Source organism: Candidatus Xenohaliotis californiensis (assembly GCF_963930935.1).
Taxonomy (GTDB): domain Bacteria; phylum Pseudomonadota; class Alphaproteobacteria; order Rickettsiales; family CAWVOK01; genus Xenohaliotis; species Xenohaliotis californiensis.
Genome location: NZ_CAWVOK010000003.1, coordinates 13631 through 38158 on the forward strand (window position 1 = coordinate 13631; position 24528 = coordinate 38158).

At 31.2% G+C, this 24528-nt stretch carries 22 protein-coding genes and 1 tRNA gene; 13 read left to right on the forward strand and 10 right to left on the reverse strand.

Going from position 1 to position 24528, the window contains the following annotated elements; all coding sequences use genetic code 11:
- The first annotated feature begins 75 nt into the window (after positions 1–75).
- Positions 76–1251, forward strand: coding sequence for a DNA-processing protein DprA (gene dprA, locus AABI72_RS00245; RefSeq protein ID WP_338363297.1), 1176 nt, complete (start codon positions 76–78; stop codon positions 1249–1251).
- Here the strand turns inward: dprA and AABI72_RS00250 are convergent.
- Both AABI72_RS00250 and ribH read right to left on the reverse strand, forming a co-directional pair.
- Complete coding sequence (locus AABI72_RS00250) at positions 1190–1699, reverse strand: transcription antitermination factor NusB (RefSeq protein WP_338363299.1); 510 nt, start codon at positions 1697–1699, stop codon at positions 1190–1192. The two genes, dprA and AABI72_RS00250, sit on opposite strands and share 62 nt — an antisense overlap.
- Positions 1700–2134 carry a 6,7-dimethyl-8-ribityllumazine synthase gene (gene ribH, locus AABI72_RS00255; RefSeq protein WP_338363301.1) on the reverse strand — a complete coding sequence of 145 codons (435 nt, stop codon included), beginning with the start codon at positions 2132–2134 and terminating at the stop codon, positions 1700–1702.
- Positions 2135–2245: 111 nt separating this feature from the next.
- Between ribH and AABI72_RS00260 the strand changes: the two genes are divergently transcribed.
- Positions 2246–2749, forward strand: coding sequence for a disulfide bond formation protein B (locus AABI72_RS00260; protein ID WP_338363304.1), 504 nt, complete (start codon positions 2246–2248; stop codon positions 2747–2749).
- Between the two features lie 498 nt (positions 2750–3247).
- Here the strand turns inward: AABI72_RS00260 and pth are convergent, their stop codons facing one another.
- On the reverse strand, positions 3248–3889 hold the full coding sequence (gene pth, locus AABI72_RS00265) for an aminoacyl-tRNA hydrolase (RefSeq protein ID WP_338363306.1): 642 nt from the start codon (positions 3887–3889) through the stop codon (positions 3248–3250).
- Positions 3890–4130: 241 nt separating this feature from the next.
- Between pth and AABI72_RS00270 the strand changes: the two genes are divergently transcribed.
- The gene (locus AABI72_RS00270; protein ID WP_338363308.1) at positions 4131–4592 is read left to right on the forward strand and encodes a hypothetical protein; all 462 of its coding nucleotides are present in this window, start codon (positions 4131–4133) and stop codon (positions 4590–4592) included.
- A gap of 90 nt (positions 4593–4682) precedes the next feature.
- Here the strand turns inward: AABI72_RS00270 and AABI72_RS00275 are convergent, their stop codons facing one another.
- Positions 4683–6230: a hypothetical protein gene (locus tag AABI72_RS00275; RefSeq protein ID WP_338363309.1), complete on the reverse strand. Its 1548-nt coding sequence runs from the start codon at positions 6228–6230 to the stop codon at positions 4683–4685.
- Between the two features lie 238 nt (positions 6231–6468).
- On the opposite strand from AABI72_RS00275, the gene AABI72_RS00280 reads away from it, so the two are divergent.
- Genes AABI72_RS00280 through AABI72_RS00295 form a run of 4 tightly spaced genes read left to right on the forward strand, consistent with a single transcriptional unit; the run spans position 6469 to position 9560 of the window.
- Positions 6469–7176 (forward strand): phosphatidylserine decarboxylase family protein, encoded by a 708-nt coding sequence (locus tag AABI72_RS00280; RefSeq protein ID WP_338363310.1) that lies wholly within the window; start codon positions 6469–6471, stop codon positions 7174–7176.
- Positions 7177–7194: 18 nt separating this feature from the next.
- The gene (locus AABI72_RS00285; protein ID WP_338363311.1) at positions 7195–7992 is read left to right on the forward strand and encodes a phosphatidylcholine/phosphatidylserine synthase; all 798 of its coding nucleotides are present in this window, start codon (positions 7195–7197) and stop codon (positions 7990–7992) included.
- Between the two features lie 2 nt (positions 7993–7994).
- The gene (gene obgE, locus AABI72_RS00290; RefSeq protein WP_338363312.1) at positions 7995–9029 is read left to right on the forward strand and encodes a GTPase ObgE; all 1035 of its coding nucleotides are present in this window, start codon (positions 7995–7997) and stop codon (positions 9027–9029) included.
- Between the two features lie 12 nt (positions 9030–9041).
- Entirely contained in the window at positions 9042–9560 is a 519-nt protein-coding gene (locus tag AABI72_RS00295; RefSeq protein ID WP_338363313.1) for an SLATT domain-containing protein, read from the forward strand.
- Positions 9561–9612: 52 nt separating this feature from the next.
- Here the strand turns inward: AABI72_RS00295 and AABI72_RS00300 are convergent, their stop codons facing one another.
- Positions 9613–10590 carry a hypothetical protein gene (locus tag AABI72_RS00300; RefSeq protein ID WP_338363314.1) on the reverse strand — a complete coding sequence of 326 codons (978 nt, stop codon included), beginning with the start codon at positions 10588–10590 and terminating at the stop codon, positions 9613–9615.
- Positions 10591–10764: 174 nt separating this feature from the next.
- On the opposite strand from AABI72_RS00300, the gene AABI72_RS00305 reads away from it, so the two are divergent.
- From AABI72_RS00305 to AABI72_RS00320, 4 genes are all read left to right on the forward strand, one after another.
- Positions 10765–11229 (forward strand): bacterioferritin, encoded by a 465-nt coding sequence (locus AABI72_RS00305; protein ID WP_338363315.1) that lies wholly within the window; start codon positions 10765–10767, stop codon positions 11227–11229.
- A 74-nt stretch (positions 11230–11303) separates the two neighbouring features.
- Positions 11304–13076: an aspartate--tRNA ligase gene (gene aspS / locus AABI72_RS00310; protein ID WP_338363316.1), complete on the forward strand. Its 1773-nt coding sequence runs from the start codon at positions 11304–11306 to the stop codon at positions 13074–13076.
- A gap of 36 nt (positions 13077–13112) precedes the next feature.
- A tRNA-Asn gene (locus AABI72_RS00315) sits at positions 13113–13185 on the forward strand.
- Between the two features lie 46 nt (positions 13186–13231).
- Positions 13232–14887 carry a ribonuclease J gene (locus AABI72_RS00320; RefSeq protein WP_338363317.1) on the forward strand — a complete coding sequence of 552 codons (1656 nt, stop codon included), beginning with the start codon at positions 13232–13234 and terminating at the stop codon, positions 14885–14887.
- On the opposite strand, the gene miaA is transcribed toward AABI72_RS00320, so the two are convergent.
- On the reverse strand, positions 14880–15758 hold the full coding sequence (miaA, locus tag AABI72_RS00325; RefSeq protein ID WP_338363318.1) for a tRNA (adenosine(37)-N6)-dimethylallyltransferase MiaA: 879 nt from the start codon (positions 15756–15758) through the stop codon (positions 14880–14882). The two genes, AABI72_RS00320 and miaA, sit on opposite strands and share 8 nt — an antisense overlap.
- 75 nt (positions 15759–15833) lie before the next feature.
- Here miaA and AABI72_RS00330 point away from each other — a divergent pair, with 75 nt between their 5' ends.
- On the forward strand, positions 15834–16427 hold the full coding sequence (locus AABI72_RS00330; protein WP_338363320.1) for a hypothetical protein: 594 nt from the start codon (positions 15834–15836) through the stop codon (positions 16425–16427).
- Here AABI72_RS00330 and AABI72_RS00335 read toward each other — a convergent pair.
- Together AABI72_RS00335 and AABI72_RS00340 are read right to left on the reverse strand one after the other, a co-directional pair.
- The gene (locus AABI72_RS00335) at positions 16424–17098 is read right to left on the reverse strand and encodes an outer membrane beta-barrel protein (protein WP_338363322.1); all 675 of its coding nucleotides are present in this window, start codon (positions 17096–17098) and stop codon (positions 16424–16426) included. The genes AABI72_RS00330 and AABI72_RS00335 overlap by 4 nt on opposite strands.
- Before the next feature lie 92 nt (positions 17099–17190).
- Positions 17191–18039 (reverse strand): hypothetical protein, encoded by an 849-nt coding sequence (locus AABI72_RS00340; RefSeq protein ID WP_338363324.1) that lies wholly within the window; start codon positions 18037–18039, stop codon positions 17191–17193.
- A gap of 318 nt (positions 18040–18357) precedes the next feature.
- Here AABI72_RS00340 and AABI72_RS00345 point away from each other — a divergent pair, with 318 nt between their 5' ends.
- Entirely contained in the window at positions 18358–21441 is a 3084-nt protein-coding gene (locus AABI72_RS00345; RefSeq protein WP_338363326.1) for an AsmA-like C-terminal domain-containing protein, read from the forward strand.
- On the opposite strand, the gene AABI72_RS00350 is transcribed toward AABI72_RS00345, so the two are convergent.
- Positions 21425–22597 (reverse strand): FAD-dependent monooxygenase, encoded by a 1173-nt coding sequence (locus AABI72_RS00350; protein ID WP_338363328.1) that lies wholly within the window; start codon positions 22595–22597, stop codon positions 21425–21427. The genes AABI72_RS00345 and AABI72_RS00350 overlap by 17 nt on opposite strands.
- Positions 22597–24468: a peptidyl-prolyl cis-trans isomerase gene (locus AABI72_RS00355; RefSeq protein ID WP_338363330.1), complete on the reverse strand. Its 1872-nt coding sequence runs from the start codon at positions 24466–24468 to the stop codon at positions 22597–22599. The genes AABI72_RS00350 and AABI72_RS00355 overlap by 1 nt, the downstream gene beginning before the upstream one ends.
- Between the last annotated feature and the right edge of the window lie 60 nt (positions 24469–24528).

Below are 24528 nucleotides of genomic sequence, written 5' to 3' on the forward strand. Positions count from 1 at the left end.
TATTCTGAGTTTTATTTTATGATTTATATGTGGCTTTTTGTATTGCTACATTTGCAATAAGGTTTATTTCGATTGATGGAAGAAAAATACTATGACACTGTTAGCAAAGTGCAAACTATTAAATACATGTGTCTTGCAAGAAGTGGGATTAGCTTGTCATCTATGTATGCAATGATGACTGCTTATGGTTCTGTTGAAAGAGCATTAGAGTATTTGCCAGTTCATGCTAAAAAAATTGGGAAAAATTTTTGTATACCAGATTTTGCTTCAATGGAGGCTGAATATAATCAGATTGTTAGAATGGGTGGTTTAGTTATATCACTTTATGATAAATTATATCCAGACATTTTGCGTAGTATTAAATTCCCACCTTTTGTTATATATGTTGTGGGTGATTTGTCTGTATTATCTATGGATATGATTGCAATAGTGGGCTCTCGTAATGCAAGTTTTGCTGGTAAGAAATTTACCCGCACTATATCACACTGTTTAAGTGAAGATGGATACGTAATATGTTCTGGGTTGGCTCATGGTATAGATGCTGCAGCACATGAAGCTGCAATTGCTAGCAATTTCCCAAATGTTGCTGTTTTAGGTTGTGGTATAGATATAATTTATCCAAAAGAAAATAGTGATATTTATTATCAAATAGCAAAATATGGCTTGTTGATCAGTGAATTCCCATTGGGATCTAAGCCACTACCAAAAAGATTCCCTATTCGTAATCGTATTATAGCTGGTTTATCAATTGCAACTGTGGTGGTTGAAGCAGCCAGAAGATCAGGATCATTGATTACTGCCAGATATGCACTTGAGTTTGGTAGAGATGTTTTTGCCGTACCTGGATCGCCACTGGATGATAGATATAGTGGAACAAATCAGTTGATTAAAGATGGTGCAATTTTAGTTGATTCATGTGATACAATTATTGAGGCACTGCAGTTTTGCACTAGCAAACTGCCAAATGGCATTCTCTCTGATTCTTCTTTTATGGAATATGATAGGTTTGTTGATAATACAGAGACTAAAAAAGATGATATTGATGATGTAAAAAGTCTTATTCTTAGCATGTTGAGTTATTCTCCAATTTCTGTTGAACAAATTGTGCAAGAATTAAATGATATAAGTATTAGTGTTATTTTAGTTGCTCTTGTTGATTTAAATTTGGAAGGAAAAATTGAGCATAGTTTTATGAATGAGATATGTTTAATGGCTGAATACAGGATGTCCGACAATGAGCTTGCTGACTAGCTGCTGATGGTTGATTATGTTGTGTGGTAAAATTATTAGTTATTTTTGATATCATGGCATTAATAAAATTAACTTCATTTTTTTCTAACATTATTTCTGCAATTGATAGATATGAGTTTGTCATTTTTGACTGTGTGTATATTTGTTTTGTAATTATTTCTGTAACTGCAACTCTAAGTATTGCAAGAGTAACCATGTTAATTCTGCTGATTGTCCAATTATTTGCTAAGTGTTCACCTATTATTTGATCCACTATTGCATTGTTTTTTACTAGAAAAGTTATTAGAGATGTAACTTGTGCAGATTGTGGATGATTTTGTATAATTATTTGCTGGGTTTTAGCACAAATACTTTTGTTTATAGAGCTATGTATTGCATATGCATAAGCACTTTGTACTGCAAGAAATCTAATTTGTTTAGCATTTTTATTGTTTTCTTTTTGTGTCATTTATTTTTTCACTTTAGCAAATTGTTGTTTTATGTGGAGCATTTCTAGTGCTGCATTGGCTGCTATATGTCCATAGTTTAAGTCATCATTGCATGATCTAGCAATGGCATGCTCAATATTATGTACCGAGAGAATACCATTGCCTATTGGTATCATATGTTTTGTAGCTAGTTTGGTTAATGCAGTATTTGTATTTTCAGAAACATGCTTATAGTGGTCAGTATTGCCACGTACTATGCAGCCTAATATTATATAAGCATCATATATATTAGTATCTATGGCCATAGATAGTGCTATAGGTGTTTCTAATGCTCCAGGAGTTACTATTTCCTTAAAATTTATGTCCAATTTTTGAAGAAAGTTAGTTGCACCATGTAATAATCCAAGGCTTATTTCAGGATAAACTCTTGAATTAATTATTAAAAATTTTACCATTAATACCTAATTAAATACAGCAATTTAGTATACAGTATATTTTAAATAAATATATTGTTTACTGCAAGTTTGGTATTATAATTTATTAAGACTTAACATATATGAGTAGAAATGTCTAGCACCAGAGAGCAGAAAACAGATAGTTGGCATATACACTTAATTCATTTTTTTGCAGCACTTTTTCCATTGATATTTGGTTATTCTCTAGAATTATATAGAGACATACTGCCTTGTAAGCTTTGTCTTATGCAGCGCACTTGTTTTTTTGTTGTTTTATTTTCTTCCAGCTTGGGATTGTTACTGCATAAGAAATTTATTGCTTTTTTTAGCATTCTATTTTTTGCAATGTGTTTTATGGTTGCATTATATAATGTTGCTCTAGAATGGGATTGGTTTGGTTCTATTGTAGTATGCCAAGATTCAGGTGGCTGGTTAGATAATATATTTAATAAATACAATATACCATGTAATGTTCCAGCATTAGAAGTTTTAGGCATCTCACTTGCAGAGATTAATGTTGTATACTGTGCTATTGTTGTTGCAGTAACATCTGTAATTTTTTTAAAAAATTTAAAAATTGGCAAAAAAATTGAGAATAAGAGTAATTTTAACTAGTATTTACTATCTAATTTTAATGTTTGTAAAGTAATATAGATTTGTTACAATTTATATATTTTATGTATAATAGTTTTATTTATGCTTGATTTAGAATTGTTAAACCAATAATGGTAATGCTGAAGTGCTAATTATAAAATTATTAAGAGTTCAATAAGTAGATTCATTCTTACTAATCATTTATTCAGTTTTATATGTTTATTGTTTCCACTAATAGTGGATTTTCCTAGATGTGTTTTAGATGTGCAATGTTATAACATTTTATGTTAATGTCCATCAATTAAGTGTTGTGCATATTTTTCTAAGACAGTCTTTTATTTTGGTAATGCCTACAGTATTGATAAGATATCTTTATTATCATATTTTAGATAACAAATCAGAATTTTATCAAGTGTTGGTTTGGTAAAACCTTAGTAAATATTAATTATAGTTGATTTATTTAAGATTTTATTTCTTTAGTAAGCACTTGTTTAGAAGAGTCGTTTTTGTTTGCTATGATCAAGGCTTATTAGATGTTGTATTGTTGTCTACAGTTCTGGCCTTTATATTTATGTATGGATTAATATTTTCTGATATGCGAGACATAAATAAGTCATGTTTATGTTGTAGAAGATATAACAGATTTTCAGTAATGGAAGTTAATATAGCTGATAGCAAATTTTGTTTTTCACTATTAGCCCTACTAAGCACATAATCAGCAACAGCAATGTTATTTGTTGGTCTATCAACACCTATTTTTACTTTTGTATATAGTGCACCTAATATGCTATTAATTGAGTTAATGCCATTGTGCCCACTACTGCTTCCACCTATTTTTACTCTTACTTTTCCAATTTTAAGATCTATGTCATCATGAAAAACTATAAGGTTTTTTAATTGTATTTTATAGTAAGATGTAAATTGTGGCAGTGCTTTTCCTGATTCATTCATGTATGTAGTTGGTTTTAGTGCAATAATGTTGTAATTTTGTAATTTGAACATAGTATAGAAGGTATTATTTTTTTTTCTCCAAATAGGATTGTTACTGTGTGTTATAACTATTTTATTTATTGTATCAAATCCAATATTGTGAAGTGTTCCAGCATATTTATCACCAGGATTGCCAAGTCCAACTAGTAAAAAAGTTTTTGCTGTATTCATAATAGTTCTCTACTTATATTACAAATTATATTTTTATAAAATATTATTCTTTATACATATTTAGAATGTTTTTGCAATAGCTATATATTAAAAATTTAAATTTTTAATATATAAAATTTAAATTTTTTATTATATTATTAAAATATAAAGTAATATTATTATGCATTATATGATAATAATTTTTGTGCTTATTGCTGCATGTTTAATTTTATTTTTGGTATGTAAGCAATTTGCTATCTGTATGAAGCACAGTGTGGATGCAGAAGAAGCATTAGCAAGAATTATAGGTAAGTATATTAACAATCCTAGTGCATTTAGATTATTATTTCCAGGTGAAAAGAGTTATGTATTACAAAATAAAACAGAATTATTTTATAATAAACATTTTTCCTACAGCAATATTTCACACAGTAATGTTTTTGAGTTTGTTAATTTTTATCAGAAATATGATAATTCATTAATAATAAATGTGAGATATAGAGATTCTTGTGCTTCAGATGCAGTTAAGCAGAGATATAAGAAATTTGTTGAATATGTTAGTAATTTGATTTCACCTATGAAGTTACTCAAAGTTGAATGTAAAGACTTTGGTACTCAATATGTATATTTTATTAATTTTAATGATTGTAGCTACAGCATTATTTACAATAACCATAATAATGATTTAAATGATATAAAGATTATTGTTATATTGCTTAAGTAAATTATAGTTAATTAATTTTATTTAAATGAAAACATATTTTTACAGAAAGTGTAGTAAAAATATTTTTATGGATAATGTTATTGTAAGTTATTATGCGCCTAGCTTAACAGTGGATGATGTTGGCATAGATTTTGTCATTGATTTTAATGCACCATGCTCATAATCACTATATGCTAATGTGGTTTTGGGCGCAGTATTTGTTGCTTTATTTTCATCTATATTTTTTTCTACATTATCATGCATGTTGTCACTATTATTAATTTTTTCCATTTCTTCTCTGGTTTTTGAGTGATTGCTATCAGTGCAATAGGCCAGTACTGCAAATGTTGTTAGTCCAGTTACTGCAGCAACAGGAACAGTTAATGTCATTCCAACTCCAATGAACACACTGGTTGCTATACTTATTGTTGTAGCTATACTAGATCCAATAAATCCAAAGAGTATTTTTTTTGGTGTGAATTTTTCCAGCAAGCCTACTGTATTACTAGTTTTTTTGTCAGATTCATATTTTTTGTGTTTCTTATTAGTTTGCACACTGCTATCTTTAGTGCATTCCATCTCTTCCATCTCTTCTACTTCTTCCATCTCTTCTACCTCTCCCATCTCCTTGTCTTGTTCTAAATTGTTATTATTTTGCTTATCTGTTGATATATCTGCATTTGTTTTGTCAACTTTCACTTCCTTACTGTTTGTGTTTTCTGGGCATGGATCTGCTGTATTCTTATCAAGATTTTGTTTTTTTTGTAAAATTTTATCAAATAGTCTTATTAAAATATCTTTTTGATATCTGCTTAGAATGTCTCTTGCATTTTGTAATGCCAGTTCCTCAGTAGCATCCTCTACATAAGAGTTATATAAATCTACAATTGCAGTAAAAGAGCTAGTTAAAGCCTTATGGACTTTATCCATAATAAAACTAGACCAACTTTTTGGTCTTTGTACCTTTGCTTCTGGAGTGATGGTAATTATTGGTCTACTATCCTGTGTCTCAAGCAGTGATTTAGCATATTGGGCTAAATCTCGCCATTCATCAGATATTTGCTCTACCCAAAGATGTTCATTATCCTGCTTGTCTATATTAGATGATAGATTTTTTAGAGATTTGTCAGTGAACTCTGGTAGTTTTGCTATAAATGAAGATATACTTCCATTTTTTAATGAATCATCAATTGCATTTTTTAATATATTGATATTGGTACAATAAAGATTGACTAATGAGCTGAATATTTCAAATTGCCTACTAGTTAATGATATACTTACAGATTTTTGTGTATTATCTGGATTGCTAATACATTCCATAAAATCTTTAATGGATAGCTTAATATTTTCACATTGTTTTTTGTCACAATCTTTGGTTGGTGTGCATGCTGAATAAAATAAAATTGTTGCTACAACATGGACAGGATTTATACTTTTAGTAATTCTGTAAAGTGATTTTTGATCTGTGGATATTTTTACGTAAGTATTATCATGCATTTTATGTATACTGGGTAATTGATACATTTTATTTTGCATATTAACTCTTATTGCAGGCATACCAATACCTTGCATACTTTCTAAGCCTAGTTTTGATAATAAGTTATCACATGGCTTTATATCATTAGGATTAATATTTAAATTTATTGTAAGAATTGACATTTATATTATGAAAAGTAATAAAAATTAATATTTATTTTAGCAGAATAATATTATTGCAACAATATTACTTTATAAATATTTATATAATAATTTATTAGTATAGTAATTTGTTTTGATATGTTGGATTGTTAGTTTTTGATTTGTGCTTAAAAACTACAATGAAAAGCAAGTTTACTTTTATGTTGGGTAATGTTAGATTTAAGTAAAATTTTTTAGACTTTTAAATTAGGATTTAAGAATGAAGTGTAATAAAGACTCTATTTTACTAATACCCCCAATAAGCAAAGAAGGCTATCCTATTATATTAGTTGCTGGATTGATATCATTATTTTTTGGTATTTTTTCTTTGGCAGTTGGTATTTTTGGCTTTATGATAACTTTGTTTTTATTATTTTTTTTCCGTGATCCACCACGCATGGTTCCAGATGATGATAGATTAGTTTTAAGTCCTGCTGATGGTTTGGTTATTGATGTAGAGGAAATTGATGGGTTTCCACCAGAATTGTCATTGGATCCAGTTAAAATGACAAAAATTAGTGTATTTCTCAGCATATTTGATGTTCATGTTAATAGAATTCCAGTTGCTGGAATAATTAAGACTTTGGTTTATATTCCAGGCGTTTTTTCAAATGCTTTTTTTAGTAAATCTAGTGGTAAAAATGAGCGCCAAATAATTTTAATAGAGAATGGTAAAAAAGAGGAATTTGCAGTTGTGCAGATTGCTGGTTTGGCTGCTAGGCGTGTTATTTGTAAGCTTGGAGATGGTCAGGTTGTTGAGCGTGGTAGTAGGTTTGGCATAATAAAATTTGGAAGTAGAGTTGAGCTGTATATACCACAATCATATACTCTACAGGTTGTGCGTGGCCAGTCAGTTGTTGCTGGCGAAACTGTTTTAGCAACTTCAGATGGAATTGGCCTACCTTCTTGTGATTTTAATTATATTTAATCTAATTAGGTATTAATAGTGAATTTGACAGATAATATGTTAAGCAGTGCTAGAGATAATACTGATTACAATTTTTTTCCACTTTGGCGCACCTTTCCTAGTATAATAACGCTTTTTGCTTTATGCTTGGGTTTGCATTCAATTAAACTAACGTCTCATAATAAATGGGAAGCATCTGTAATCTCTATAATTGGTGCAGCTTTTCTTGATGGCATAGATGGAAGAATTGCAAGATTGCTAGGCTGTTCCAGTGTTTTTGGTGCACAGCTTGATTCTTTAGCAGATTTTTTAAATTTTGGTGTTGCTCCAGCATTATTAATTTATTTTATATTTCTAACCAAGATTAAAGTGTTTGGTTGGTCTATGGTGACTGTATTTGTTATATGCATGGCAATTAGGTTAGCACGTTTTAATACTAACATTACATATGGTAACAATAAAGATGGATGGAGGTGTAATTTTTTCTATGGCATTCCAGCACCAGCAGCAGCAGTTTTGATTATGTTACCTGTTATTCTGTCTTTTAAGGAATTGGAATATTCTGAAATTTTTATAAAGCAAAATTATGTTCTTGCACATGTTGCATTTGTTTCAGTTTTAACTGTAAGTCATTTACCAACCTTTTCACTGAAGAAAATAAAGATACATAAGTGCTTTATCTCACCTTTATTGTTGTGTTTTGGGATTGCGGCCATAAGTTTAATAGTGAAACCATGGATTGCTATTCCAGTGTTTTCTGTGCTCTATATTGTTTCTATACCATTTAGTATGGTATATTATTATGTGCAATATAAAAAAGAAAAGAATTTTAATTAAATATGTCCAATGGTTTTATTGATGAAGCTACAGTTATAGTTGCATCTGGCAGTGGTGGAAATGGCTGTGTTTCATTTTATCGTGGACCACATATACCAAGAGGTGGTCCAGATGGTGGTAATGGTGGTAGTGGTGGTAATGTTTTTGTTTTAGCTAATGAAAATATAAATACATTACAAACTTTCTACAAGAGACGTAAGTTTTTTGCTGATAATGGTAAAGCTGGATCTGGTCGTAATTGTAATGGTGCTTATGGTAATGATGTTGTGCTTTATTTGCCAGTTGGGACACAAGTTTTTGATGATGACAGTAGTTTGCTATTAGTTGATTTAAAATTTGCTGGGCAAAAAGAATTGTTGTTATCAGGTGGTAATGGTGGAGCTGGTAACAGGTGCTTTAAAAGTTCTACTAATCGTGCCCCATTATCTGCAAAAAAGGGAGAGCTTGGCAAAGAGTTGAAGATACGTTTAAAGCTAAAATTGTTGTCAGATGTTGGTATTGTTGGACTTCCAAATGTTGGTAAATCAACTCTTTTATCTGTTTGTTCTGCATCTCCTACTAGAGTTGCACCTTATGCATTTACTACTTTAGAACCAAAATTAGGTGTAGTTTTCTTGAGTGATTATGAAGATTTTGTTATGGCTGATCTGCCAGGTTTGATTAAAGGCTCAAGCACTGGTTTAGGTCATGGTATTCAGTTTCTTAGGCATATTGAACGTTGCAGTGTTTTGTTGCATTTAATTGATGCAACAAGTAGCAGCCCAGTAAAAGATTATCAAAACACTCGTGCTGAATTATTGGCATACAATAAGACTTTGTCTTGTAAACATGAAATTGTGGCAATAAGTAAAATTGATGAAGTACAAAAAGATGAGTATTTGCAAAAAATACAATCAGAGCTTGCTGAAGCAGCAGGTAAAAAAATTTATGTATTTTCTTCTTTATTTGAAGATAGTGTTTATGATTTAATGCATGTGGTATATTATCAAATATTGAGTGCACGTAATAATGCTAAGTATAGCAAGCTGTTAATTTAATTATGGTGTTTTATGGATGAAGCTATAGTCATGGAAAGAATTGTCACTGAAGCTTATAGGTTGAATAAGAGCCTACGGGAGACCTATCGTATGTGTATTAAGGCTGGTATTTTTTGGTATCGGTTTAATTTTGTTGTTAATTTAGCTATTATTGTGCTAGGTTTTATTGCTAGCAAGGAAGGTATAATGTCTAAAAACTCTGAGATGGCTGGCATTCTTGCTTTTATAGCAGGCGTTATTAAAACATTTGCATCATCATTAAATCCAGCAAAGAGAGCTGAAGAGTGTAAGAATGCAGCTAATTCTTATGGGGTTTTAGAGGATAAAATTAGAATATTTAGAACTATTGATATAGAAAGTATGAACGTTGCACAAGCTGGAGATGCATTAACCAGCATGATTGGTGAAAAGAATGATTTAAACAAAACACTATCAAGTGTTACCTATAGAAATATTGCACAGTTTGATTATAATGCTGTTGATGATTTAGATGGTGATGATTGCTTGGATTTAAGTGCAAGTAATAAGTAATAATTTGTTAATTTAGTTTGAGCTTGTTTCTATGTATTGGTGTGTTAATTTTTTATTTTATTGTTCTGCCTTGATTCTTATTGAATTGATTGTCATATGTTAAATTATAGGCTATACATGGCAGAATATCTTTCATTATATGTATAATAGAGGTGTGTTGTTCATCTGGTAGGTGTGGTATTATGCGTAAATGATCAATTTTTCTCTCTGGTCCTGTTTGCATTTTAATTGCTGTTAAAAAACCATCATGTGGCGCAACACTGTCTTCTTCCCCATGGAAAAAGTATGCTTTTGTTTTCATTTTTTGGTAATGCTTATAAGCATTTATTCTTTCTTGTTTTGGCAGTAATATCTCTATGCCTTTTTTAAGATATTTGCCAAAGAGCTGCATTGCTGTTATTTTGTTTTGTATTTTATATGCAATTGCTTCTGATAAGCACATGCAGGTTCCAAATCCAATAAAACCACCATAAATTTTGCCATATTTTTCTTCACGTTGACTTATTGTCATAATTCCATGCATAGCACCTAGTGAGTGGCCACATATTATGATATCTTTACTTTTGACAAGGCAAATATTTTCTAAATAGTCTAGGAAATTATTAATAGCTTTTTGTAGGTTGCCAGCATTAGCTTTGCCTTGCATTGGTAAATAACCTGGATATTCTAGTGCAAAAATCTTACAAATTTTACTTTCTACATTGGAATAATGGTTATAGTCAGCAGAAGCATTCATACTACGACCATGCAAGTATAACACTATAATCTCTGGTTTATTAGATAGTTCAATTGGAAGTATTTTTGTATTATCTTCTACTCCTTTTGCATTAGGTGATATATAATAATTACGGAAGTTATTATGTTCTATGAATTGATATTTACGACTTGGTGGTGATGAATCATATATCATATAGCGACTTAATAACTTAGCAATTATGAAAGCAAAAATTATTGTTCCAGGCATTATGCCAAGCAATAACATTGTAACAGCCAATAGTGTTCTTATTTTTGTGTGTATTTTTCTCAGCATTTTACTTAAGTGCTGTTGTTAAACTATTGTTAGTTTAAGAAATAAAATTTTAAATTTTATTAAATTTAGTAAATTAATCTTCAATTTTTTATGTTATTTGTTTATTGCTTGTTGTGGAATACAATTGCATAATTAAATTGGTATGTTGTTTTTGTTTTGTTATTTGGATCTGATATGAGTGATAATTTAGTTGATTTTATGTTAAAGCTTCTTGCAAGTGAGATTGATGCTGTAAGAAAATATGTAATGTATTCCTGCATTCTCCTTGATCAAGGTTATACCAGTATTGCTGAAGTTTTTCTGGAGGAATCTAAAGATGAAGTAGATCATGTTAAAAAATTACAGGGTAGGCTTTTGTTTATGGATGCTGCACCTGGTTATGATGCATTACCTGCGGTTATAGCCCACAAGGATGTTGCATCAATTATAGATGAAATGCTTAGCGCAGAAGAAGAGGCAATTGATATGTATCATGAGGCTATTAAAAGAGCTAGTGAGCTTGGCGATTATGGTAATGTTGTCTTCTTCCAAGAGATTTTAACCACAGAAGAAGGTCATCTGGAATGGTTAAGAACCCAGCAGTATATGGTTAAAACGTTAGGCTTAGATGGTTATTTGCAAGCAACTCATAAATCATGATTATTTTATATGGTCTGTTTGTTGTTTATTTGATAACTTTATTGAATTGTGCTTGAAAGAAGAGAGTTTTACTTATGAGTAATAAATATTACAGCCATAATTGTGGTGAATTAACAAAGAATGATGTTGGGCTAGTTGTGCATCTATCAGGCTGGGTTCATAGAAAACGTAATCATGGCAAGCTATTATTTTTAGATTTGCGTGACAGCCATGGTATAACACAGTTAGTTGCTGAGGAAAGTGCTAATGTTTTTGATTTACTATCCTTGGTTTCTAATGAAAGTGTTATTACTGTATCTGGTAAAGTTATAAAAAGAGATTTAGAGGCAAGAAATGCAGCATTGTTGACTGGAGATATAGAAGTTATAGTAAATGAAGCAACAATAGAGTCACCTGCTGATTCATTGCCATTTGAAGTAAATTCAGAAAAATTATGTCCAGAAGATTTGCGTTTGCAGTACCGTTTTTTAGATTTAAGAAGATCAGACATGAATGCTAAAATTGTATTAAGATCTAATGTTATAGCCAGACTGCGTGAGTTGATGTGGGAAAATGGTTTTATGGAGTTTTCTACCCCAATTTTAACATCATCTTCACCAGAGGGTGCTAGAGATTTTTTGGTACCAAGTAGATTGCATAAAGGTAAGTTTTATGCATTACCACAAGCACCTCAGCAGTTTAAGCAATTATTAATGATTTCAGGGTTTGAAAAATACTTTCAGATTGCACCATGTTTTCGTGATGAAGATGCAAGAGCTGATAGATCACCTGGTGAATTCTATCAGCTTGATATTGAGATGTCTTTTGTTACATCAGAGGACATATTTACTCTTACTGAAAGTGTTTTGTACAATATTTTTAAACAGTTTTCCAATAAGAAGGTCACAAAACCACCATTTCCAAGAATTTCATATAAAGATGCAATAATGCTATATGGCACAGACAAACCAGATTTGCGCAATCCACTTTTAATTTTTGATGTTACTAGCATTTTTGCTGATTCTGGTTTCTCAATTTTTGAGAAGAATATTAAAAATGGCATGATAGTTAAAGCCATACCTGCACCAAAAACTGCATCATTTCCTAGAAGTTTTTTTGATCAGAAAATTAATTTTACAAGATCATTAGGTGGATCTGGGTTAGCTTATGTTGTTTTTGATGATAATGGATTTGCCAAGGGACCAATTGCAAAATTATTAAGCACTGAAACTTTAGATAGCATAAAAGATTTAATTAATCTTGGAGCTGGTGATGCAGTGTTTTTTTCATGTGAAAAGCCTGATAAAGTCTTGGAAATTGCATCTAGTATTCGAATAAGGCTAGGCAATGAATTAAATTTGCTTAGTAATGAGTTTGCTTTTTGCTGGGTAGTTGACTTTCCATTCTACCAGCGTAATAAGGATACAGGTAGCATTGAATTCTCACATAATCCATTTTCTATGCCAAAAGGTGGTATGAATTCACTAATAGAAATGGATCCACTTGAAGTTGTTGGTGAACAATATGATATTGTTTGTAATGCAGTAGAGCTTTCTAGTGGTGCTATAAGAAATCATAAGCTGGATGTTTTATATAAGGCATTTGAGATTGTTGGTTATTCAGCAGAGATGGTTGATGCAGAATTTGGTGCACTAACCAGAGCACTTCATTATGGTGCTCCACCACATGGTGGTATTGCTCCTGGTATTGATAGAATGATAATGTTGCTTACTGAATCAGAGAATATTCGTGAAGTTGTCTGTTTTCCACAAAATCAGAAGGCTGAAGATTTGTTAATGGGTGCGCCATCTGCTATTAAAGATGCACAGCTTAGAGATTTGGGTTTGATGTTAAAAAAAAGATCTTGACAATAACAGGTAGTTATTATTTAATAAATAGCTGATTCCTTGGTAGCTCAGTTGGTAGAGCAGCTGACTGTTAATCAGCATGTCGTTGGTTCGAGTCCAGCCCAAGGAGCCTTATTCTGGCTTCTTTCCTGTTTCTTATTCTGTGGTTAAATTATATGTTGAATTTTAATAAATATGATAACAATCTTCTCTTTTTGCCGTTGGGCGGCTCTGGAGAAGTAGGGATGAATGTAAACCTTTATCAATATAAAGGAGAGTGGATAATGGTTGATCTTGGTGTAGGATTTGCTAATGACTATATGCCTGGTATAGAGGTAATAGTTCCAGATATAAGTTTTATAGCAAAAAGACGTAAAAATTTAAAAGCCATTATATTGACACATGCACACGAGGATCACTATGGTGCTGTGCCACTTTTATGGGAAGAGCTGCGTTGTCCTATATATGCTACAAAATTTACTGCTGAATGTTTGCGGACAAAATTAGAATCCTATGGCATGATTAAATCTGTGCCAATTACAGAAATCCCAGAGAATGGTAGTTTTAAGATTGGTGAGTTTGATCTTGAGTTTGTGAACATGACTCATTCTATACCTGAGATGAATGGATTGATAATTAAAACCGATGAAGGTGTAGTCTTCCATACAGGTGATTGGAAGTTAGATGAGAACCCAGTTATTGGTAATGTGTCAAACATAAACAGATTAAAGCAGATTGGAGACAATGGTGTACTGGCCATGATATGTGACTCAACAAATGTTATGAGAGAAGGCCATTCTGGCTCCGAAGGATCACTTACAGAGCATTTTCATAAAATAATTTCAGAAGCTAAGCAGTTAGTGGCTGTTGCACTGTTTGCATCAAATGTTGCACGCATAGACTTAATATCACGTGTTGCCATGAAGCTTGGTCGAAAGATTGCAATTTCTGGCCGTTCATTATTGCGTATTATAGGAGTTGCACAGTCTTGTGGTTATTTACAAGGTATTGAATTTTGTGATATTAAATCTTGTTCTGGTATTCCACGAAATAAACTGCTTTTGCTTTGCACAGGATGTCAAGGTGAGAAGCTTGCTGCAATGAATAGAATTATTGATGGCTCATTAGATAGTGATATTACACTTAATGAAGGTGATTGTGTTATATTTTCTTCTAAAATTATCCCAGGAAATGAGCATAGAATATTTCGTTTGTTTAACAAATTAGCCTTGCGAGGAATAAATTTAATTACTGAATATACGCATGATGTACATGTTTCTGGCCATCCATGTAAGGATGAGTTGAAAGCAATGTATGATATTATTAAACCAAATATTCTTGTTCCTGTACATGGTGAACACATACATATTCTTGAGCATCAGAAAATGGCTGAAAATCATGGCATTAAAGAAGTTATCAAGTTGCATAATGGTTGTGTGTTAAATCTATCTCCGGGAAAGCCAGAGGTTGTTGGTCAGGTTCAAATAGGTTATTTTGGTGTAGATATGAATATGTTGCTGCATCCTGAAGAAGATGTTATGAGAATGCGTCGCATTATGTCTGTTGCTGGGGTTGTGTTTGCATCGGTTGTGCTTAGCAGTTCAATGGATTTAATAAAAACACCAAGTGTTATAGCACCAGGAGTGCTTGATAGAAGCAAGGATGCTGACATTTTTCATAAAATAACTCATGAAATTGAGAGTAGCATGGTAAAACGTAAACCACATAATACTGAAAATGCTATAAAGGTAATAAAGTTAGCTATTCGTGCTGTTTGTAGAAGTGAAATTAATAAAGAACCTTATGTGTATGCCCATATTGATATTATTTAATATCTATCATATTTGCATTTTCTACTATTTCTGCATTTGTTAGCTGGTTTTTGATCCAAGTAATCTGCCTTTTGGCATAATTACGTGTTTTTTGTTGCATTAATGCAATTGCATTATCTATGCTAATTTTTTTTTCTAAATACTTTTTTATTTCTTGAAAACCAATTGATTGTTTGGCTTCATTGCTAATATTTGTACTTAATAGATTATGTACTTCCTTTATAACGCCTATATCAAAGAATTTTAATACTCTTTGATCAATATTATGGTATAATTTTTCTCTTGAAGGCATTGTGCTATATATTTTGAACATCCAACTACTATTTGGTTGCTTGCGATGTTGATTGATTGATGTTATTGATTGGCCAATAGTTGTTTTTACAAAAAGGGCATGCTGTATTCTATAAGTATCATTTGGATGTATTTTTGCTGCTGCAGCTGGATCTATAGTGCTTAATTTTTTATATAAAATTTCTGTAGATTTATTGCAATGCTTATCTATGAAGGTTTTTTTGTTAAATTTTGATATACCATCTGAATAACTCAAACCATTGATTAGAGTTGATATATACATACCACTTCCTCCTACAACTAGAGGGATTTTTTCTGCCACTATGGCTTGTTCTATGGTTTTTTCTATATCTTGCAACCATATTGCAACTGAATAGCACTGATTAACATCTATATACCCATATAATTTATAATTTTTTGTTGTTAGTGGTTGAGATGTTAGTATTGGTATTTGTTTGTACACTTGTTTTGAGTCAGCATTGATTATTGATATGCCCTTACTGTGCAAATTGTGCAAATTTTCTGCAATTTTTGATTTACCACTTGCTGTAGGTCCGGTTAGAATAATTATTTTTTTCATTTTGTATGGCAATGTTGACAATTCCAGTGCATTTAATATGATTATTATATAATTTTATACTTCTTAATTACAATAATGTTAAGCTTAAATAGTATCATAAATTTCCTTAAAGAATTGCTTGAAAAGCGTCAGTATGAAGCAAAAAAGAAGCAAAGAAAGCTTGAGGCTATGAAGCGTGCACAGATGGCTGTTGCAAATAGTCCAATTAATAAAAAAAAGCCTAAGTCAACAGACAGTGGTAGCAATTCATCTTTAGATTCAGGTAGGCCTGATTCTAGTGCCACAGCCACACCAAAGAAGAAGTTTACTAATGATTTTGCAAAAAGACCTAAAACTAAACCATCCTTTGACAAAGAAGAAAAGAAAACATTTGCTGAGAAAAAAGTGAAGCGTGATATAACAACTGAAAAGAGTAAAAAGTTTAATGATTCATTTAAAGATAGGTTAAAGAGTAGCAAGAGTGATTTAGTCTATTTGGTTAGAGGTAAGGATGGTGAGAAATCTGCATGGCATTATGTATTAGTTGATCGCCCTAAGTTACAGATATTTTTGCGTAAGACACAGGGTGGATCACTTGATGTGGCGGATTATGGTAAGGTTTTGTACTCTGGTTGGGGTCAAGATCCACCACAGGATATAGTTGATAAGATAAATAAAGAGTTTGGTTAGAATATTATTTTTATTCCCATATTTAATCCATGTACTCTGTATGCATACTCAACATTTGCATCTGGCTCTTTGCTAAAAGTGGCTGGCTTTGCAGATGTTTTGTAGCGATAATCTATGTTAACCATTGAGTGCGAGCTGGTGATAAAATTAACACCAAACACACCTTGGTAGACAAAAACATTGCTATATTTTTCCCCAATGACTAACTCCATAATTGTGCTACCATTGATATCTTCATTTTTAATGCTTGAATCAGCATTAGTGTCATCCATTTTTAACCTAGTAATACCAGCACCTATGCCAAGATATGGCTTTAATGCTCCATTTTTACTAAGCAATGCAAAATAATTTACAAATGCATATGGTCCATGCACAGAAAGAAGTTCTTGTTGTTTTGGGTTTTTGATGTCATCAATTTTAGTAAAACCAAGCTCTAATTCATATCCAGCACCATAGTCGGCCATAGAACCAAGTGATATATAACCACCAATGCCATGGTCACCAGATTGCATAAGTGTTTTAACATTGGTGCCAAAATTAATTTTATAGTTTTCCTCAAATGTGTATAAAAAAGAGCCGCCTATATTCATATAAGAATATGCAGTTGCATTTGTAGAAATTGCTAATGTAGTTGTAAATAGGGCAGCTAGTTGTTGTATCTTTTTTTTCATTGAACTCTCCTATAGTATAAAATTATAAAGGCCATTCTTTTTACAGAATGGCCAATAATTGATTTTAAATCTAATGCTAAAAGTTTTCTATTTTACATCAAGAATTTAGCATTTACAATGAGATTGTGTCTCATATAGTGATGTTTAACTTTGTTAGATGAGCTACCACCTGATGAATCTTTGTCTTGCTCAGTGTCAATTTCACCTGGGCTGCTAAGGAATCTATAACCAGCACCAAGTAAGAATGAATCACCAACCATCATGTTAGCACCAGCAGAAGCTTGGAAAATAATGGAATTTTTGTCAGTTTCTTGCATAATTTTGTCAAGCTCATAATTACTTAGCTTTGCACTAATAAGATTGTTACTAAATAATTCTGTTTTAGTGCCAAAGGAAGATTCATCAAAATCTAATTTATAATGAGCTACACCAGCACCAACACCAACAAATGGCATGAATGAACCTTGCATGTCAAAGTTGAAGTAAGCATTAACTAAGCCATAGAATACATTAGTTTTAAGCATTTCTTGATCAATGACAACACTGTCTTTAGTAAGCATGTTCTCATCACCAGCAACACCAGCACCAGCAGCATGGCTAGAAAGAGGAGTAATTGGATTATTTTTAGCTTTAAGTTTGGCTGACATATCAACACCAGCTTCAACTTCAAACTGCATGTAATTTTCAAACATACGACCACCAGCAACAGAACCAGAAAAGCCATATTTTGATTTATTTTTAAATGTTTTTCCAGTTAATGAATATGTGTTGCTATTGTTTGTTACTTCCCAAGTGCTATATTTAAAATCATCCTCTGGGATATAGTTAACCATACCATTAACGCCAACATAAAAATGATCACCCATTGCAAACAGTTTTAGTGGAAGTACAGCTGCAGCAAGAACTGTTGGTATACGTTTAGATAACTTATTTTTTAACATTTCAAAGAACCTCTTATTTGTTTATTATGGACTTCAGTGTGCTTTCATTTTTATACAGTAATCATATAATGTCAATAGCATAAGTTGTGGGACATTGAAAAAAAATAACACTTGAGTGCCCCTATTAATAGAGTTTTAACGTTTTTATCCTCATTTAATATTTGCTTAATTATTTTCTAACAGTTATTATTGCTGGTTATTTGTTTATCTTATCTCATTAATCCATTATTATAGTATATGCTACAATATATAATTGTATTGAGATAATTATAATTTGGCACTGCTGTTGCAGCTTTGCTACATATTTGAATTGATTAAATGCTTATTAAAACTCTTAGTATTATACATAAAACTATTGCTATCTTGCTTCTGTTGATTTTAGTTTTTGTTTTATCTGCAGTAGGTATTTTTCTTGTCAGGCACGACAATTTACCTATTAACTATTATTTATCCAAGGTAGCTGGCACAGTGCTGGGCAGTAAAGAAGTGGTAATTGAAAGAGTTTCTCTTTTGCCATTTGTTAGCATAAAACGTACTGGCTTTAGAATAAAGCTTGATAATATTAAAATTCTCAAAGCAGACAAAGAGCTTGCTAAAGTAGATACAGTATTAATGCATGTTTCATTGTTAAGTTTATTTCTTGGCAAGCCAAGCATAAATGCTGTTACTATTAATAAAATTATAATAAATAATGATAGTATGGAGGATAGCAGTAATTTTGCCCTAAGTGCAATTCCTTCTACAATTTTTTGGACAGGGACATTTTTGAAAGACTCTCTGGATTCTTTCAATTCTTATTTCAACTCTGCTGAGGTAAATAAGTTTAAGGGTGCACTATCTCAGTTATGTTTTTCTACTTCTACTGAGTGTTTTTCTGGTATTAATGTTACTTCTTTGGTTAGGGATAATAGACGTTTTCTTTTTGCTAATGCAGATTTTCATGGCTTAACCCTGAATATAAATTCTTATATGGGTGATTTTGGTTTAAATAAATTCTCCATTGTTGGTGAAAATTTTGATAGTGATTTGTATAAAAAGTTTCTTAATACTGATTATTCAGGGCATTTTGATGCTAAGAAATTGGTATTATCTTTTGAATATTCTGATGCTTACAATATGCCACACATACATCTTGATGCTAATGGTATAAATACAGATGACATTAAGATATTTTCTTGGCTTGGAGTTGAGTCAATTTCTAATGGTAGAGTTAGTGCTGACATTGTCAATAATGGAATAGTTATTGTTAATATTGCCAATTTTCTTTCCAGTGGCACTGAGGGGGCTATTTCTGGTATTCTAGATTTTAATAAATATCAGTTTTTGTTTGATATACAATGTAAAAATACAACACTTGCTAAGTTGTATAGATATATGCCTAAACCACTGCTTGTTGATTTACATAAATGGCTAGACGGCCATCTTAGTAAATCAGTAATAGAGGATGCTATTTTATCAATTGATTTAGGATATACTGATTGGCGCAATGGTGACTATACTGTTAATGATTTACATTTTAGAGTAGATTTTTTAGATTCTGTGTTAAATTTAGAATTTAACAATGCAAGTATGATTGTTAAAAAAATGAAAGGACAATACTCTATGCATTATGGCAGCTCTTTGGTTAATGTTGATTCTGCAGCTATAGATGATGCAAATGTAAGTGGCGTAATTAGTGTTGATGATCACAGTGAACCTGTGTTAGAGCTATCATGTGTTTTTAATGGCAATGCTGCAAATATCTCACAAGCATTACTTAATTATAGTAGCAATAGTGACTTTCAGTATAAGCATATGCTGAGCAGAGCTGAAGGATTTTCTGAAGGTGATTTTTCACTATCCTTGCCTATTGATAGATATGATGAGTTGTGGTTTGGCCTTAAGACTAGTTTTACTGGCATTGCTATTAGCAATTTTATTGATCCACTTAATGTTAGTAATGGAAATATTACTGTTAATGCTAGTCCAACAGAAGTAGAAATTGATGGATCTGCAATATTGGCTAATGATAAAGTTAATTTTAAATTTTTTGCTAATAATGCTGGTAACAAGTTGAATTTTAACTCACAATTGTCTAATGCAGAAGTCTTGAAAATTCCTATTGTCTCTAATTTTGCAAGATCTTTTGCCTATTTGGATGGTAATGCTAATCTTAATTTAGCTATGCATGATATTAATAATAAAGGTTTTAAAATTGATGGTAGTATTGATTTTTTAAATTCAGATATAGAATTTATTCATCTTAATGTAAATAAAAAGAAGGGTGATTCTGCATTATTAAAGTTTGCTGCTATAGCAGATAACAATAAGGTAACATTAGGATCAGGCAGCTATACTAGTAATGCAATTGAGCTTTGGGTGAAAGAGGGATTTTTCTATTTTGATCATAGTGAATATTTATTTAACATTTTTTCAAAGAAATCAAAGCAATATGACTTTGAGTTTTTATTGGCAGATAAGGGAGGTGATAAGCTATCTTTGCAGTTAAATGCTAAAAATTTTGATGGCAGGATTGATAAGTGGTTTCGCAGTTTGAATAGTAAAAAATCGAATGATAATAATGTTGAGATGTTGATTAATATAGACAATCTTCTTATGTACAAAGATATAATGCTGTATGATTTTTCTCTGGAAAGTAAATGTAGCACTTATAGATGTGAATGGCTTGATTTTAATACCTTTTTTGATAATGGTAATATTGCAGCTGGCTATGATGGTGAAAGGTTGTGTGGTAAGACAAGTCATGTAAATTTATTAGCTGATGCATTAGGTATGGGAGGGTTTATTCAAAAAGGCAAGGCTATGTTCTGTATAGATAAATTCTTGCATGGCAATGAGAAAATGTTGGGCAAGTTATCAGCTACAGATCTTCACATAAAAAAAGGTGGATTGCTTTCTGATGCATTGTCTGCTGATAAGTCATTAGCAGTAGTACGTAAAAAAATAAACAAAAAGCCTAATCAAAAAATAATTGAGTTTGAACACATGCATGCTAAATTTATGTATAATGATAGCATTGTACAGATAAAAAATGGCGTTATGTATGGTCCATTTATTGGTGTAACATTTAATGGTGTCACTAATCTTGAATCTAATCAAATAGATTTTAATGGTTCCTTGTTGCCAGCTTATGGCATTAATTCAATAATGGCTCAAGTGCCAGTAATTGGTGGGATAATGGCTGGTGGTAGAGGTGGTGTAATAGGCATAGACTATTCTATTAAAGGCAGTGTAAAACAGCCAGTGCTTAGCGTGAATCCATTATCTGTTTTTGTCCCCGGCATACTGCGTAATTTTTTTGATGTTTTCCGTAAAAATGATATAGGAATTGAAAAGTCAAAAAAAAATATTAAAAATAATGAGATGCACAAGTCAACAAGATCAGCTAATAAGCAGCATTAATGATGCTTACAATTTTTGCCTTGACATCAGTGCTTTTGTTAAGAATATTTAAACTATTGGCAACTAGCTGTTGAAGTAGTATTTTTTGTTTTTTACCTGAAAATGTTCTAACCATTTTGTCTGTGTAATGTATGATTGCAGCATTATTTATTCTTCTGTTTTTGTAAAATTTTGATAAAACTTCCACAGAGCCAATATCAATCCCATTATCTAAAGCCTCTCTTAATATGGTCACTAAGCTTAGAGTATCCTGTGTTGCAATATTAAACCCTTGTCCAGTTACAGGGTGTATTCCATGTAGTGCATCTCCAGCAAGTACAATGCGTTTTTTATAATATTTTTTTGCTATATTTAAAGTTAAAGGAAAGCAGTTTTTTTTCATACTCTTTAACGCAGTGCCCAATGGTCTTGGTATTATTTTATTAACTAATTCTATGGTTAGTTGCTCATTCATATTTGCTATATCTTGATTACAATTTTTTGGCACAAGAAGTATCAATGATGATTCAAATTTATTTGCAGTTGGCAGTAATGCAAATGGCATATCAGATCCAAAACGTTCAAATGACATGTTGTTGTTTGGTTGAGTGTGCACAATATGGAAGGTTATGCATAATTGTCTATAATCAAAAATATAACTTCCAATGTTAACTGCATTTTGTAGCTTAGAATTTTTTCCTTCTGCACATACAATTAGTGGTGTCCTGATAGTTAAATTATTTGATGTGCTTATAACAGCCATAGATGAGTTAATCTGTATTTTGGTGTAGGTTGTTTTTTGCAATATTGTTATTTTCTTAGATGATAGTACAGAATCCAGAAGCATTTTTTTTAGCACTGTATATGATATTGTGTATCCCAGAGGATGTTTGCCTTTGTTAATTTCTTTGTTGTTATAATGCACTAAAGAATTTGCACAGCTTATATATATATCATTTATTACTCCATGTTTGTTTTTTATGGAATTAGAAAATACATTTAGATATAGGAGCATTTGATATGCTTGATGTGATAAAGCAATACATCGGTTATCATTTATTGTAGCATTAATCTCTCCATGTTCTATGATAGTTGTGTTAATATCGTGAGCTTCTAAGCTTTTTGCTAACAACAAACCATTTAATCCACAACCTATTATAACTACATTTGTATTCATTATTTGTCAAGAATAGTTGAGGGTAGTTTGTGCATTACAACCTTCAGATTATCCCTCATATTTTTATACATGTCCTCTTGTGCTAAGTTAGATATGGTATATTGGAATTTATTTAATATATCACTTTCTTCTATTGTTAGATCTTTGCCTACTGGTTTTATTTTTTTCACATGTGCTAATACCATAGTGTTTTCATGTTCATATGGTTTGGTTATGTGATTAATGTTTGTTGCAAAAATTTCTTTTACAAATGCTGTTGAATATTGTTGTGTTGGGTTAATGCTTTTTGCTACATCTGCTCGATATATTTGCACCATTTCTTTTATGCTTACATTTTTAATATCTATGTTTTTTTGACCATTTTTAATTTCCTCTACTACATTGCTAGCAATTTTCAGTGTTGCATGATGTGCATGATCAATACGCAATGAATTTACAATATCATCCCTTGCTTCTTCTAAGCTTTTTTGCTTGCTAGGCATGATTTCACTGATCTTAAAGATGAGATATTTGTCATCATCGCCAATATTAATTACAGCATACTCATTAATTTTTAGGCTAAATATTTTAGCTATTATGCTTGGTTCATCTGCAATTAAATCTTTAATACCAGGATGCATGGCTGCATTTTGTATTGTAAACAGTGTAGTATTGCTAAGAGTGAGATTATGATCTTTTGCTATAGTTGCCATATCATCACCAGCATTTATATTGTTTTCTATAGTTTCAACAATATTAAGCATTCTATCTATTTTATGTTTGTCTATAAGATATTTTTTTATATCTTGCTTAATTTGTGCACTTGTCTCTTCATTTAGATTTTTGCTTTTTTCAACTTTTATCACATGCCATCCAAGTGCACTTTTTGTTACAGCACTGATTTCACCTTCATTTAAGCTGTTGACAACTTCTCCAACAGGAGATGGTAACTCATTTGTTGTGACATCGTTTAGCTTTGTAATTTCCACAGCATTATTATCATCAAGTTTTGCTAGAGCTGAGTTAAAATTATTACTTTTGACCTCTTGCAGGAATTTGTCTGCATCATCTTGTGTATTAAAAACAATGCTAATTATATTTTTTTTTGGATTGCTGGTATAAGAATCAATATTGAGCTGGAATTCTTTTTCTACCTCATCATCTGAAATTTTTATTTTGTCACTTGGATAATTAGATGCATCTACAACTACATACTCTATCTTTCTATATTCCGGTGATTGCATTTTTTCTTTATTATTGTTGAAAAATTCCAATATTTCTTTTTCATTTGATTGATATTTTTCATCTGGTTTGATGCTTTGTATGGTTATAATATCAGCAATTCTTGATTCATGTTTATGTTGAAAAAGTTGGTTTAATACATAATTTTCTTTAGGTTTGTATCTCATTAGTGATTCTATAATAATATTGGAGATCACATCTTCAGAAAGCATTTTTAGATATTCATCTTCCGACATTCCATTTGCATGCAGAATATCATGAAAGTTTTGTTGATTAAACTTTCCATCTTTGTCAAGAAAATAAGGAATTTTAGCAATTTGTTCAAAGAGTATTTGTTTGTCAACTTTTAGCTTTTCTTTATTAATAAACTCACCTAGCATTTTATGCCATATAAGCTGATTCATTATATTTTGTTTGATTTTTAACATTTGAATTTGTTCTTCTGTTAAGTTTTGTCCAATTGCTTGCTGTATTCTGGCTAATTCACGTTGATACATACCATTATATTCTTTTGATGTAATTTTACTGCTACCTATTTTGGCAACTGTGTCATTTTTATTTTGAGTAAAGTTTAATAGCGATGAAGATGCTATAGAGGATAGAAATGCAACAGAACTTGCAATAGCAACAATTTTTACCCATTTTTTCATTTTGTATGAAATTACATTGTTAATTACAGATAATTATAATAACCATAATCATTGTTTACA

Coding starts and splice junctions, on each gene's coding strand:
- AABI72_RS00335 (WP_338363322.1), bottom strand. CDS start 17,098: ATGAAAAAAAAGATACAACAACTAGCTGCCCTATTTACAACTACATTA.
- AABI72_RS00250 (WP_338363299.1), bottom strand. CDS start 1,699: ATGACACAAAAAGAAAACAATAAAAATGCTAAACAAATTAGATTTCTT.
- pth (WP_338363306.1), bottom strand. CDS start 3,889: ATGAATACAGCAAAAACTTTTTTACTAGTTGGACTTGGCAATCCTGGT.
- AABI72_RS00330 (WP_338363320.1), top strand. CDS start 15,834: ATGTTAAGCTTAAATAGTATCATAAATTTCCTTAAAGAATTGCTTGAA.
- AABI72_RS00280 (WP_338363310.1), top strand. CDS start 6,469: ATGAAGTGTAATAAAGACTCTATTTTACTAATACCCCCAATAAGCAAA.
- aspS (WP_338363316.1), top strand. CDS start 11,304: ATGAGTAATAAATATTACAGCCATAATTGTGGTGAATTAACAAAGAAT.
- AABI72_RS00340 (WP_338363324.1), bottom strand. CDS start 18,039: ATGTTAAAAAATAAGTTATCTAAACGTATACCAACAGTTCTTGCTGCA.
- AABI72_RS00305 (WP_338363315.1), top strand. CDS start 10,765: ATGAGTGATAATTTAGTTGATTTTATGTTAAAGCTTCTTGCAAGTGAG.
- obgE (WP_338363312.1), top strand. CDS start 7,995: ATGTCCAATGGTTTTATTGATGAAGCTACAGTTATAGTTGCATCTGGC.
- dprA (WP_338363297.1), top strand. CDS start 76: ATGGAAGAAAAATACTATGACACTGTTAGCAAAGTGCAAACTATTAAA.
- AABI72_RS00260 (WP_338363304.1), top strand. CDS start 2,246: ATGTCTAGCACCAGAGAGCAGAAAACAGATAGTTGGCATATACACTTA.
- AABI72_RS00345 (WP_338363326.1), top strand. CDS start 18,358: ATGCTTATTAAAACTCTTAGTATTATACATAAAACTATTGCTATCTTG.
- AABI72_RS00350 (WP_338363328.1), bottom strand. CDS start 22,597: ATGAATACAAATGTAGTTATAATAGGTTGTGGATTAAATGGTTTGTTG.
- AABI72_RS00320 (WP_338363317.1), top strand. CDS start 13,232: ATGTTGAATTTTAATAAATATGATAACAATCTTCTCTTTTTGCCGTTG.
- AABI72_RS00355 (WP_338363330.1), bottom strand. CDS start 24,468: ATGAAAAAATGGGTAAAAATTGTTGCTATTGCAAGTTCTGTTGCATTT.
- AABI72_RS00275 (WP_338363309.1), bottom strand. CDS start 6,230: ATGTCAATTCTTACAATAAATTTAAATATTAATCCTAATGATATAAAG.
- AABI72_RS00295 (WP_338363313.1), top strand. CDS start 9,042: ATGGATGAAGCTATAGTCATGGAAAGAATTGTCACTGAAGCTTATAGG.
- ribH (WP_338363301.1), bottom strand. CDS start 2,134: ATGGTAAAATTTTTAATAATTAATTCAAGAGTTTATCCTGAAATAAGC.
- miaA (WP_338363318.1), bottom strand. CDS start 15,758: ATGAAAAAAATAATTATTCTAACCGGACCTACAGCAAGTGGTAAATCA.
- AABI72_RS00270 (WP_338363308.1), top strand. CDS start 4,131: ATGAAGCACAGTGTGGATGCAGAAGAAGCATTAGCAAGAATTATAGGT.
- AABI72_RS00300 (WP_338363314.1), bottom strand. CDS start 10,590: ATGCTGAGAAAAATACACACAAAAATAAGAACACTATTGGCTGTTACA.